The sequence below is a fragment of the Anaerostipes hominis (ex Lee et al. 2021) genome (assembly GCF_002270485.1).
Taxonomy (GTDB): Bacteria; Bacillota; Clostridia; order Lachnospirales; family Lachnospiraceae; genus Anaerostipes; species Anaerostipes hominis.
Genome location: NZ_NQOG01000012.1, coordinates 1 through 11,579, shown reverse-complemented (window position 1 = coordinate 11,579; position 11,579 = coordinate 1). Strand labels below are relative to the sequence as shown.

At 43.0% G+C, this 11,579-nt stretch carries 12 protein-coding genes and 2 pseudogenes; 3 read left to right on the top strand and 11 right to left on the bottom strand.

All coding sequences use genetic code 11. The features are described 5' to 3' along the window. Window positions 1-94: 94 nt before the first annotated feature. The 4 genes from CI597_RS11430 to CI597_RS11415 are packed head-to-tail and all read right to left on the bottom strand — an operon-like array spanning window position 95 to window position 4,139. Window positions 95-1,504: a PTS ascorbate transporter subunit IIC gene (locus tag CI597_RS11430; RefSeq protein ID WP_024728588.1), complete on the bottom strand. Its 1,410-nt coding sequence runs from the start codon at window positions 1,502-1,504 to the stop codon at window positions 95-97. Between the two features lie 21 nt (window positions 1,505-1,525). Then, a complete protein-coding gene (locus CI597_RS11425; RefSeq protein ID WP_024728589.1) occupies window positions 1,526-1,798 on the bottom strand; it encodes a PTS sugar transporter subunit IIB in 273 nt (90 codons plus the stop codon). Then, window positions 1,795-2,211: a PTS sugar transporter subunit IIA gene (locus CI597_RS11420; protein ID WP_024728590.1), complete on the bottom strand. Its 417-nt coding sequence runs from the start codon at window positions 2,209-2,211 to the stop codon at window positions 1,795-1,797. The genes CI597_RS11425 and CI597_RS11420 overlap by 4 nt, the downstream gene beginning before the upstream one ends. Further along, window positions 2,208-4,139, bottom strand: coding sequence for a BglG family transcription antiterminator (locus tag CI597_RS11415; RefSeq protein ID WP_235824610.1), 1,932 nt, complete (start codon window positions 4,137-4,139; stop codon window positions 2,208-2,210). The genes CI597_RS11420 and CI597_RS11415 overlap by 4 nt, the downstream gene beginning before the upstream one ends. Before the next feature lie 212 nt (window positions 4,140-4,351). Between CI597_RS11415 and CI597_RS11410 the strand changes: the two genes are divergently transcribed. Further along, on the top strand, window positions 4,352-4,834 hold the full coding sequence (locus tag CI597_RS11410; protein WP_051405247.1) for a hypothetical protein: 483 nt from the start codon (window positions 4,352-4,354) through the stop codon (window positions 4,832-4,834). A gap of 768 nt (window positions 4,835-5,602) precedes the next feature. Here the strand turns inward: CI597_RS11410 and CI597_RS11400 are convergent. The 7 genes and pseudogenes from CI597_RS11400 to CI597_RS11370 form a co-directional block, all read right to left on the bottom strand. Beyond that, on the bottom strand, window positions 5,603-6,853 hold the full coding sequence (locus tag CI597_RS11400; RefSeq protein ID WP_024728592.1) for a diaminopimelate decarboxylase: 1,251 nt from the start codon (window positions 6,851-6,853) through the stop codon (window positions 5,603-5,605). 1 nt (window position 6,854) lies between these two features. After that, entirely contained in the window at window positions 6,855-7,553 is a 699-nt protein-coding gene (locus CI597_RS11395) for a TrmB family transcriptional regulator (RefSeq protein ID WP_024728593.1), read from the bottom strand. Window positions 7,554-7,849: 296 nt separating this feature from the next. After that, window positions 7,850-8,044 (bottom strand): helix-turn-helix domain-containing protein, encoded by a 195-nt coding sequence (locus CI597_RS11390; protein WP_051405248.1) that lies wholly within the window; start codon window positions 8,042-8,044, stop codon window positions 7,850-7,852. 5 nt (window positions 8,045-8,049) lie between these two features. Then, window positions 8,050-8,469, bottom strand: a pseudogene (locus tag CI597_RS19485) (RNA polymerase sigma factor). Between the two features lie 255 nt (window positions 8,470-8,724). Next, window positions 8,725-8,949, bottom strand: a complete 225-nt coding sequence (locus tag CI597_RS11380; RefSeq protein WP_024728594.1) for a hypothetical protein — start codon at window positions 8,947-8,949, stop codon at window positions 8,725-8,727. A gap of 19 nt (window positions 8,950-8,968) precedes the next feature. Further along, window positions 8,969-9,586, bottom strand: coding sequence for a DUF998 domain-containing protein (locus CI597_RS11375; RefSeq protein WP_024728595.1), 618 nt, complete (start codon window positions 9,584-9,586; stop codon window positions 8,969-8,971). After that, window positions 9,576-9,815 carry an AbrB/MazE/SpoVT family DNA-binding domain-containing protein gene (locus CI597_RS11370; RefSeq protein WP_024728596.1) on the bottom strand — a complete coding sequence of 80 codons (240 nt, stop codon included), beginning with the start codon at window positions 9,813-9,815 and terminating at the stop codon, window positions 9,576-9,578. The genes CI597_RS11375 and CI597_RS11370 overlap by 11 nt, the downstream gene beginning before the upstream one ends. Before the next feature lie 578 nt (window positions 9,816-10,393). On the opposite strand from CI597_RS11370, the gene CI597_RS11360 reads away from it, so the two are divergent. Together CI597_RS11360 and CI597_RS19480 are read left to right on the top strand one after the other, a co-directional pair. Continuing rightward, window positions 10,394-10,732, top strand: a complete 339-nt coding sequence (locus CI597_RS11360; protein WP_024728597.1) for a transposase — start codon at window positions 10,394-10,396, stop codon at window positions 10,730-10,732. Beyond that, window positions 10,729-11,386: pseudogene (locus CI597_RS19480) on the top strand (IS3 family transposase). Before CI597_RS11360 ends, CI597_RS19480 begins: the two are co-directional and overlap by 4 nt. Window positions 11,387-11,579: the final 193 nt, after the last annotated feature.

Genomic DNA, 11,579 nt, shown 5'->3' with positions numbered 1-11,579 from the left:
TCTACCGGCATAAGAAAACTGCCGCCATACCAATTAATTTCCTGAAATGCGGAAAAGCGGGAACCTGCCCAACGCAGATCCCCGCTTTTCCCTGTTATTTCTTATTCGTCATTTTTGATTCTTTTAAGATCTCATCGGTGTCAAATGTAAACCATTCGTCCTGGTTTTCTTCCATGTCATCCATCATTTCGGGGATCAGGATCATGATGATTACAATGCCGATCAGGATCGTCAGAGTCCCGTAGCTTCCGATCCGATTCAGCCAGTCTCCCAGAAACACTCCCGCAAAGCCCATATCCGCATCCGGAAATGTGACAGAGGCGTTTACCAGTTCCCCCAAATGCGGCAGAAAAATCACCGGCAGAAAAGAAATCAGCACTCCGTTTAGGAAACCGCCCAGAATGGCTCCCCTTCTTCCTCCCGTGGAATTTCCATAGACTCCTGCCGTGGCGCCGCAGAAAAAATGCGGAACGACCCCCGGAAGGATCACGGTGAGATTACATGCGATCATAATACCGAGGGAAATAAGCCCTCCCAAAAAAGACGAGATGAATCCCACAATCAGGGCATTGGGTGCATACGGAAAGACGACGGGGCTGTCCACTGCCGGTTTGGCATTGGGAATCCAGTTATCCGCAATCCCCTTCACCGCGGGCACGATCTCATTAATAAACCAGCGCACACCGGTGATGACCACAGTAAATCCCACGGCAAAGGTCAGCCCCTGGACGATGGCATAGACCAGATAATCTTTTCCTTCTGACAGATTCTGTTCTACAAATTCACTGCCGCAGGCCAGAGCCGCCACCACATACATGGCAATCATCGTAATGGATACGGTAACCGAAGAATCCCGCAGAAACGCCAGTTTTTTCGGAATGTGCATCTCTTCTGTGGACTTTGAATTTTCTCCGTATATTCCTCCCAGCCACGCAGACAGAAAATAAGCGCTTCCTCCGAAATGTCCCAAAGCCACCGAGTCGTTTTTACAGATCTGCCTCGTATATTTCTGCAGGATGGCAGGCGAAAATACCATCAGAATCCCAAGAGCCAGGGCTCCGATGGCATAAAAAATCCATCCGCTGATCCCCGCGCCTTTCATACATACGACGATCATGCCTGCCATGAATAACGTCTGATGCCCGGTCACGAACACATAGCGGAATCTGGTGATCCTGGCCAGAATCAGGTTGACTGTCATCCCAAGCAGCATGACAACGGAAATCTCCATTCCGAACTTGCCCACGGCAATTCCCGCGGCTCCTTCCACACTCAGGATCACTCCGGATACATGAAATCCGTACTGAAACATCCTTCCAAAAGGTTCCACACTTTCTGTGATGATATTTCCCCCGATCCGGATAACCATAAACCCTATGACCGATTTAAGAGTTCCCTTTACCGTGGCCTCCAGACTTTTTCTCTGCAGCACCAGACCTAAAAAGACGATGCCTCCGACCACGATGGACGGTTCCAGTACCAGGTCTCTCAGCATTTTTAACATATATATATCCCTCTTTTATCTTTAAGACAAGAACGTTGTCAGTTTCTCTCTCAATTCATCTTCGTCAATCAGGGATTCCAGTACGATCAAATGTTCCACAGGAGGAATACTGTCCTTTAAATCGTTTGCCACGATAAAATAGTCTGCGTCCATGGCACTCATCTCATATACTGAGGAATGGCATGTCTCAAACTCCTGCTCTTTCCCAAGCTCTCTCAGAATCTTCTGTATATTCATTTCCACCAGGAAGCTTGACCCGAGGCCGGTGCCGCAGACTGTCATGATCCTTTTCATTGTTCTTTCTCCATCATCATAAGCATTTCCTCACTGCTTCTGCATTCCAGCATCTTTTTCAGGCTCTGCTTTTCCGAACAGATGCCAGCGATCTGCTTCATCAGTACAAAATGGGCCGCCTCATCCCTGGCCGCCAGCGTAAAAAAAATGCGGACTTTCTTCCCTTCAAAATCCACCGGTGTGTTTAGTTTTATGATGCACAGTCCCGTGGACAAAACACCCGTCTCCGGTTTTGCGTGGGGCATGCACACCCCTTCCCCCAGATAGAAATATCCACCGTATTCTCCGATATTGTCAATGATCCCCCGGTAATATTCCCCGGTCACCATGCCATACCGCTCGAGTATCTCACAGCTTTTTCTGATAGCCTGTGTATATTCACTGACTTCCTCCAAGATTTCGGCACAAATCATAGGCTGCCGCCTCCCTCTTCAGATCTAAGAGAAAGAAGTTCCTCATAAGAACTGATATGCTTAATTCTTTCCATGTTGTTCTCCCATGCCAGAATCCGGACCAAATCTGCCAGATTCTCGTTCTCGGTGATATTTCCGAGGACAATGATGACTTTCACATCTACCTTTGCCTTGCTCCCAAAATCAATGGGATGTTTTAGCTTCATCAGGCTGATGCAGTTTTCCCGGACATTGTCTTTCCTCCCGTGGACGAAAGCAATCTCCGGAATAAATACCATATAGTTCCCCAGGTTCTGTACAATGTGGATCATCTCTTCCACATACTCCGGCTTCACAAGGCCGTTTTTGATCAGCGGCTTACAGGCCATGGCGATGGCCTCCTTCCAGTCATCTGTCTCTGCATCAAACCGGCAGTATTCTTCTTTTAAAAGGTCCCCGATCCCCCTCTGCATCGTCTGGTGGATTCTGTGGACCAGATACTGGTTCTTTCTGTTGTATGCGAGGACGGAAATAATATTTTTCACCCGGTCAATATCAGGAGAATTTAAGAGTGGATTTACGTGAATGACCTGCTGATTTTTAAGACTCAGCGGAACTGTGCTGATGATAAAGTCCGGCCGGCTTCTTTCAGTTTCCTCCTCCACATCGCTGACCCTGCAGATTTTTCTGACCCGGAGTTCCGGAAAATATTTTGAAATCCGCTGTTTTAACAGCACTGCTGTCGCCGTGCCTCCCCCGCAGACGAGCACGACCTCCGGTGACAGATTCAAGCTGAAGTTTTCCTGGAACAGCACTTCAAAATACATGGTCGTATAGGCGATCTCAGCGTCGGGAAATACCACGCCCAGCATCTCTTCCTGCCCTTTGAGCAGCCGTTCCGTCAGCTCATACATAAAGGAATGGGAATACTTTATATCCTCCAGCAGAGGATTCTTGATCTTTATTTTATTTTTCAGCCGGAACACCGCCACTTTTAAATGCATCATAATCTGTCTTTGAATCTCAGGGTCAATCTCACTGCTGATCTTTAAATCACTGCAAAACTTCCGGATCAACTGCTCTGTGGCCTGCCTCACCCTGCCGTCCTCATCCCAATTTTCAAGACTCTCCCCGTCCATCCGTTTCGTACTCTGGAACAGCATGACAAAATAGTCCAGATCCCCTTTTGTCACCTGAAAACCGGGGAGTCCGGAAAGGATCGCTTCTCTGTAAATGCCGTCCGCATCGTCCAAGCTGCCTCCCCGGACATGAAACCCCCACCGAATCCGGCACAGTGACGCAAGAATCATGCTTTCCAGTTCCCCGATGGATTCATCCGCAAACCGGATGCCCATGGCTGCCTCCACTCTCCGGATCATGCGCATCCCTTCATCCGGGTCCGCTGCCCCATACTCTTTCAGAATAGGAAGAATGTTCAGGGAGCCCTCACTGACCGTCTTTATGTATAGATTAAACAATGTATTCCGTATCTGTTCTTCGTCACCTTTCAGGGACATCCCGTAGTAGGACTTTTTGATGAGCCGCACTTCGTGCTTTTTCAAAAACTCTTCTGCCGGCCTCAGATCCTGTACAACCGTGTTCTTGCTGACCTGAAGCTTCTCGGCCAGCTGCTCGATGGTCACTTTCTCTGAGATCATCAGCAGCACAGTGATGATGACCACTCTCTCTTCCCTGGAATAGACTTTGATCTCATTGCTGAAATAAAGGCTTGTGATATCAAATCCCTTTTTGACAATGAGACGGACACCGAGCCTAGGTGTGCGTTCGATTTCCACCGGCAGTCCTTTCAAATAATATTGAACCGCATCCAGATCGTTGCGGATCGATCTGCTGCTGACATGAAACACCTCTGCCAGTTTTCCCGCCGTCGTATAACCGTCACATTCCTGAAGGTATTTTACTAATTGCAACTGTCTCTCTGTCAACAATGTCCTCTCTCCTTCTACTGAAGCTTATTAAAATTGTAGCACATCCGCAAGCCTGAAAGCTATGCCAAAAGCTTTCCACATATGAAGAAGTTCTTAAGTTGTTCCAGAAACAGGAAAGCCGCCTCATCATATCAATATATTACAATATAATGATTTTATAAGACAAGAAATGCACCTGAAATGATGATATATTGCAATTACAGTGATAAACAATGAAAATACAGGAGATATACTATGAAAAAGATATCATAGAACTGACAAAAGACGGGGTAACATTAGGATGCGCCACGATCTGCATCAATCCGGGTTATATTGAACGTTGTACACCATATGTGGAGGGCACTGACACGGGGCTTTGTCCGGTAACCATTTCCACCGAATCCAAGACCACACAGATTGAGATCGCGGCCGGATACGATACCGTAACAGAGATCGATGTGGTCGCAAACTTCGGGCTGATACGGTCAGTGGAATATGAAAAGGTCACTGCGGACCTGAAGGCCTGTGCCGATGCTGCACACAAATACGGTCTCACCGGATATGAACCTCGGGGAGCAGCACCGGATGTCGTACAGCATATGATGGATGAAGCAGGTGAAAAGTGTAAGATCAAGGGAAGCGGCTGCATCCGCACGAGAGAACATTTTTTACAGCTGATCTCTATGATCTCTTTCGATGTCTGCGTAAGAAGATAAACCGAATAGTCCAGCCGCTTACTGTTGATATACTCGGTTGGAGTCACGGACATGACAGACTTAAACACTCTGCACAGACAGCACTTGGCATAAAAGGCCGTCTTCTGAATCTTAGGTGTGTCCATGAGAATATTTATTATAATACGGAAGTCATCCGAAAAGTATGTTCACTTCCGTAAACAGGGATATGACCCATGATGACCTCAATCTTTACAAAAAAGCAAGATTGACTGCAATATCTTTTATCAATTCAATAGAATTCAGTTAAGCTGCCGACTTCTGATTCAAATGTGCAACTGCAAGAGAAAGGTTATTCAGATTCGCTGCTGCGGTTTCCGGTTTATTGGATTGAGCCTTTTATATAATTCTCTGTCAGAAGAAAGATTACAGTACAAACCCTTTGTCAAAGGATTATATGTCACGTAATCCACAAAGAGATCGTGATCCCATGTTAAATCTGTTGGTTTTCCTGTTTCTCTGTCGCACCATTATGAAGTAATGATTGTTTTTTTCGTATCCATTGCTGCCAAATACAACTTATCCTCTTTGACAAATATATAATTCAGGACATCACACCAATCAGTCAGCTGTCTTATATTCTTTGTCCTGCAATCATATACAGAAAGCGGATATTGGGAAGTGTACGGAACCGTTGCAATCATTATATCATAAGACTATTGTACTACAAGCTTTTTCCAAAAATTATCCCACATAAAAAGACAGATCCTGTCTGCATACAGAACCTGCCTTCTTTCATCATAGTATTCTTTAGAAGTTAAATCCTTCAATAGTAGCAAAATAATCTTCCGGCGTCTCAGCCCTCCTGATCATCTCCGTGCTTCCGTCTTCTTTCAATAAAATCTCTGCTGATTTTAATTTTCCATTGTAGTTATATCCCATGGCAAACCCATGAGCACCGGTATCATGGATCACCAGCAAGTCTCCGTTCTCAATCTCGGGAAGCTTCCTGTCGATAGCGAATTTGTCGTTATTTTCACAGAGAGATCCGGTGATGTCATACATGTGGTCACACGGCTCGTTCTCTTTTCCCATCACAGTGATATGGTGGTAAGCTCCGTACATCGCCGGGCGCATCAGGTTGACTGCACAGGCATCCACGCCGATATATTCTTTGTGGGTGTGCTTTTCATGGATCGCCTTTGTCACCAGATGGCCGTTCGGCGCCAGCATATAGCGGCCCAGTTCCGTAAAGATCTTCACATCTCCCATGCCCGCAGGGACAAGCACTTCATCAAAAGCCTTGTGTACTCCTTCACCGATCACTGCGATGTCATTGCCCTCCTGGTCCGGAAGGTAAGGGACTCCAACACCGCCTGAGAGATTGATAAATCCGATGTGCACACCGGTCTCTTTCTGAAGTTCTACTGCCAATTCAAACAGCTGTTTTGCGAGCGTCGGATAATATTCATTTGTTACCGTGTTGCTGGCCAGGAAAGAATGAATTCCGAATTCTTTGACGCCCAGTTCTTTGAGTTTCAAAAACGCCTCTGTCATCTGAGCTCTGGTCATGCCGTACTTGGCATCTCCAGGGTTATCCATGATATCTGTCCCCAGAGAGAACACACCGCCCGGATTGTACCGACAGGAAATGACTTCCGGGATTCCCGCTGCTTCTTTCAGAAAGTCGATATGTGTAATGTCATCCAGATTGATCGTGGCTCCCAATTTTTTCGCAAGCACAAATTCTTCAGCCGGTGTGTCGTTGGAAGAAAACATGATCTCACTTCCGCCGAAACCGCAGCGGTCGGACATCATAAGTTCTGTCAATGAAGAACAGTCGGTTCCGCAGCCCTCTTCCTTTAAAATCTTTAAGATCGTAGGGTTAGGTGTCGCTTTCACGGCAAAATATTCTTTAAATCCTTTGTTCCAGGAAAATGCCTTATTTAAATTCCGTGCAGTTTCCCGGATTCCTTTTTCATCATATAAATGAAACGGAGTCGGATACTTTTTTACGATTTGATCTAATTGTTCTTTTGCTACAAACGGTCTTTTTGCCATTTTATTGATTCCCTTTCTTGATTTCTAATAGTTTTATCTCGTTGGCCAGAGCGTCTTTGAACACCTCTGCCAGATTATGATTGCTGGAAAACAGACAGGCTGCATTATACCGGTCCACAAGGTCTCCCGTGAGCACATAGGTAGAGTCTGTGATCAGGCGGATCTGTTCTTTCTTATGCTCCGTCAGATAGATGATGGCTCCTTTAAGCTCAAAAGGCTCATTGGTAATGATCACTACCTTGATGCCGCGGTTTACTAAGTCCGTCAGACAATCCCGGAACATGTTCAGCTTTTCGTTGGAGGCAGACACATAGACCCTTTCTTTTGTCTCCCTCAGCATATTCGTAAACTTGTCAAGGATCTGTCTTTCCCCTTTGATGGTCAGATATGCCCCTTTATTGATCCTCTGTTTCGGAAGTTTTACAGCCAGTTCTTTTTTGCTCCTTCTCAAATCCCGGATCTTATTGTCACAGAACTCGTCCACGGGCACTGCCTGATATTTGACGGTGTCTTCCTCGGACATATATGCGGCCCCTTTTTCCACAAGCCCTGCCAGCGCGTTGTAGGTGTTGGACCTGGAGATGCCGCTTTTTTTCGCGGCCTCGTATCCATTCAGTTCTCCCTCCAAAACCAGAAGAACATAGAGGTTCGCTTCCTGCCTGGTCAGTCCGAAATTCATCAGACATTCAACATTTTCCATTCTGCGCCTCCGTTCGTGTTCCTTTATAGGAATACTATAATACGGCGACATTTTTTTGTCAATAAATTAGAATAATTTTATATGAGTTTTTGAATTATCCGCATAAACACTATATCTATAAGCAATTTCAAAACTAAAAAACATTCATTTTACCACGAAATTACCACGATTGAATGAGCCTTGATATGGCAATAAAACCGATAAGGGAGATAGCACATGAAAGCTGTGTATCTCCCTTTGTTCTTGTTAAATGATTACTTCACTCTGATTTCAAACTTTAAAATAGCTTTCATCATTTACGCATGAATTTCTCCCTTTAGTTCTTCATCAACTTGTATATGTACAGTACCATTTGCGTAATAACATGGTCGCAAGCATATTTTAGAGATATAAGCATTATAAAAGTCTAATATTTCTCTGACCGCTTTTTCATCTCCGCTAGTCACTCTGCAAATAAGGTCGTAAGAGGGATAGTCATAATCTTTTTTCATTTTTCCTATTTCCTTTCGTTTAATAACTTCTGTAATTTCTTTAGTCCTCTATCTCGTCTGCTGTTGATAGCAGAATGTGATACATGATACAGTTCTGAAATTTCTCTGTCGTTCATGTCTTGAAAGAAATGCAACAAGATAGCATTACGCTGTTTCTCTGTTAATTCTTTCAATGCTGCACTTAATTCTTCATCAGATATATGAATTACAAAATTCATCACTTGAAATGATACAAATTCATGCGAATAGTTATCATTCACACTATGTTCAATCTGTTTCATTTCAAGCAATTAACAAAATAATACTTCATACTTAGAACGCCTAGCAATCTGCCTTCTATGCCTTGATAATGTGCCTTTAATAACAATCATCATGAAAGCATTAAACTGTAATCTGACGATATGCTCGAAAGAAGATGTCCTCATAATTTCACCCCCTTACTGCCAAAGCAAAACTATATAAACGAAATATTTCATAGTGGAAATACTGTTTATAACTTTTGAAAAGTACAGAAAAAAAGGTGTATAAAAAAGCCCGTACAAAACATATAGTCTGTACGAGCTTTTAAAGCTGTGAGATATTCAGTTGTTGAAAAAATGCCGTTAGGTAGTGTATGACTGTATAAAATTATGCCTTAAAACTTTCCATAGTACAAGCCCCCTTACAGCACTTGTTTTGTATTATGCTTTTGTCTTTTTGGTAATTGTATAAATATATTCTTCTGGGGTAGGGCGTTTGTTTCCAAAATACTTTTTGAAATTTGCCTGCACCTCTGGGTCGGTGCTGTTCATAGCTTCATCAATCGTTGCTTCAATGTTTGCCCGAACATCAGCCAATGACACACCGCCAGCTTCTGCACCAGCTTTCAATGCCTTTTTTATATCTCGTTTTTTAAGTCCTATCATAGATTTCACTCCTAACAATTTATTTTTCCAGCAATATTAAACACCCCAAAGGTAAATACATAAACAGTAATGATAACCGTTGCCATAAGCCTTCAAATGCTAAAAATGTATTTTTAGCATTAGGCTTATCTCCCATAACAAAACATGAAAAACACAATATTGCCAATATGAAGCACCCTATGCTGAAATAAAAGAATTTAATGTTGTTTATTTTGTATGAATAAATTCCTACGAAAAGTGGTGCAAATGTTAAGCACATAAAACCAATAACAGAGCCATAACCATGTATTTTTTCTGAAAGAGTAGCAAGACTTTTTACTTCCCCAACAGAGAATATCCCAGAAAGAATACACCCCCCGATTGCATAAATCAGTAATATGGTAAAAAGGATTATTGCAATCAGACTTGAACACTCCGAAACAATCGTATATACTTTGAAATTGATTACTATTAAGATAATTCCAAAGACTATCAGCCACGCATTATATACATTATGTAACGGTGCTTTACTATTTCCAAGAACGCTCATAACTTGTGTTAAATGATTATATCCCTTATATGTAGGTGCTAAGATAAAAGGAATAAGTAAATCGAAAATGAAAACTATCGGTAATATAATCATAATATTATTTTTCATCTTCTATACCACTACTTAATTTGCCAAGCCCTTTCAATATTTTCACAGCTAATTCTTTCAGAACGTCTGCTTTCACAATCGCTATCCCTTGTTCTTCATCGCCCAAAACTAATAAGGTATCTCCTGCTTTAATATTAAAAATCTGTCTTGCTTCTTTGGGAATAACAATCTGTCCTTTTTCGCCCACCTTAACTGTTCCAAATATATGTTGTCCTTTTTTCATTGACATATCCACATCTCCAATCTTATTTTTTGGTTTAGTTATACTTTTCATACTCACAAGAAAAGTATAATATAAAAAATGAGGTTTGTCAAATTCAAGAAAACGTGTACCCCAGTAAAGAGATACACGCCTTATTGACTATCCTACAATCTTCCAGTTACTATCCTTATGTAGCACAAGCTCAAACTGCGATACCTGCATTGCCTTCGTATAACGAGATATGGAGGGTTATGCGATCTGATTTACCATAAATCAGATTTTATCCCTTTCTTCCTCTTGATTACCCAACACAGAAAAGAAAAAGCTCTGTCAAGAGCTTGCCACCATTGGTGGTGCTTTGCACTCTTGATCGGGCTTTTTGTTTTCTGTATCTTCTCGCAAGAGGAAAAAAATTACTCGTCCTCATCACCAAAATCAAATTTGCCTGTTATCCACGGTAACTGCGATAACAGTTCCATATCTTCTTTTAAATTTGGATTTATCCTTTTTACAGCATAGTAAGGTGTTTGATGTGGTATAAAAAAAGTTGACACCCCATTCTCAAGGATTTGATATATAATCAAGAGAATAAGGAGTGAACAAAAATGGCAGAAAACAGGCAATATGATCATGAATATAAAGTTCAGGCAGTGAAACTTGCAAAGGAAATCGGACAAGCTAAGGCTGCCAAAGAGTTGGGGGTTCCCAAGAATACCATGTATGGCTGGGTAAGAGCCAGCCGGCTTGGCAATCTTGATCTGGGAGCAGGTTCACAGAGCCCACAAAGCGCCATGACACTTAATGAAGAACTTATCCGACTTCGCCAGCAGGTGAAAGAACTGGAGAAAGAGAACCGTCGTTTAAAGAAGGAAAATGATTTTCTGGAGGAAGCCAGTGCTTTTTTCGCTGCGAGCCGTCTGAAGTCAGCAAAAACGAAAGAATGAAGTTTATTGCCTTAAAAACGAAAGACGGCGAATTGAAGGGGGATATCTCCTTTTGCTGCAGGGTTCTGCATGTCAGCAGACAGGGATTTTATCAATATCTTGCGAACAAAGACTGTCCCTGGAAGTATCAGCTGCTGGCAGATGCTATGATGGAAATCTAGAAGGAAGACGAATGTAATGACACCTATGGGCGAATCCGGATGTACCAGGCATTGATCCTGAAACAGCCTGAAAATGTTGATATTCCAAGTGAACGCACTGTTTATCGTGTCATGGAAGAGATTGGTCTGAACCATCATCCCAGACGGAAACCAAACGGAATTACGAAAGAAGACCGTGAAGCCAGGAAGCCAGTATACCAGCCGGATTTACCGGGAAGCGATCTGTAAATATGGCATTCGGCAAAGCATGAACAGTGCAGGTGGAAGATGCCATGACAATGCCCGCTGCGAAAGCATGTGGGCCAGAATGAAATCCGAACTGTTATATGACCGTTATGATACGGAGAAGATGACTACAGATGAACTGAAAACACTTATCTGGAGATATTTCATCAGCTACTGGAATAACCGTAGGATCTGTTCAGCTAATGGAGGTCTTCCTCCAATGGTAAAACGACAGCAATACTATAATTTCCTGAAAGAAGCTGCATAGGATTCAAAATCCTTGAGGAAAATGTGTCAACTAATATTGACAATATCATAATCATTTAGCAAGAACAAAGGGGCTGTCGGTTAATAGACAGTCATGAATAGTGAAGGCAGCGACTCGGTGATGTCGCTGCCTTCCCTAACTTTATCCCTATAAAAAGAGAAAAAGATGGCTAACCATAACCATCTCCTCTCCG

What these genes read in the sequence shown, in the direction of transcription:
- CI597_RS11430 (WP_024728588.1), bottom strand. Translation starts at nt 1,504, where the DNA reads ATGTTAAAAATGCTGAGAGACCTGGTACTGGAACCGTCCATCGTGGTC.
- CI597_RS11425 (WP_024728589.1), bottom strand. Translation starts at nt 1,798, where the DNA reads ATGAAAAGGATCATGACAGTCTGCGGCACCGGCCTCGGGTCAAGCTTC.
- CI597_RS11420 (WP_024728590.1), bottom strand. Translation starts at nt 2,211, where the DNA reads ATGATTTGTGCCGAAATCTTGGAGGAAGTCAGTGAATATACACAGGCT.
- CI597_RS11410 (WP_051405247.1), top strand. Translation starts at nt 4,352, where the DNA reads ATGAAAATACAGGAGATATACTATGAAAAAGATATCATAGAACTGACA.
- CI597_RS11400 (WP_024728592.1), bottom strand. Translation starts at nt 6,853, where the DNA reads ATGGCAAAAAGACCGTTTGTAGCAAAAGAACAATTAGATCAAATCGTA.
- CI597_RS11395 (WP_024728593.1), bottom strand. Translation starts at nt 7,553, where the DNA reads ATGGAAAATGTTGAATGTCTGATGAATTTCGGACTGACCAGGCAGGAA.
- CI597_RS11390 (WP_051405248.1), bottom strand. Translation starts at nt 8,044, where the DNA reads ATGAAAAAAGATTATGACTATCCCTCTTACGACCTTATTTGCAGAGTG.
- CI597_RS11380 (WP_024728594.1), bottom strand. Translation starts at nt 8,949, where the DNA reads ATGATAGGACTTAAAAAACGAGATATAAAAAAGGCATTGAAAGCTGGT.
- CI597_RS11375 (WP_024728595.1), bottom strand. Translation starts at nt 9,586, where the DNA reads ATGAAAAATAATATTATGATTATATTACCGATAGTTTTCATTTTCGAT.
- CI597_RS11370 (WP_024728596.1), bottom strand. Translation starts at nt 9,815, where the DNA reads ATGTCAATGAAAAAAGGACAACATATATTTGGAACAGTTAAGGTGGGC.
- CI597_RS11360 (WP_024728597.1), top strand. Translation starts at nt 10,394, where the DNA reads ATGGCAGAAAACAGGCAATATGATCATGAATATAAAGTTCAGGCAGTG.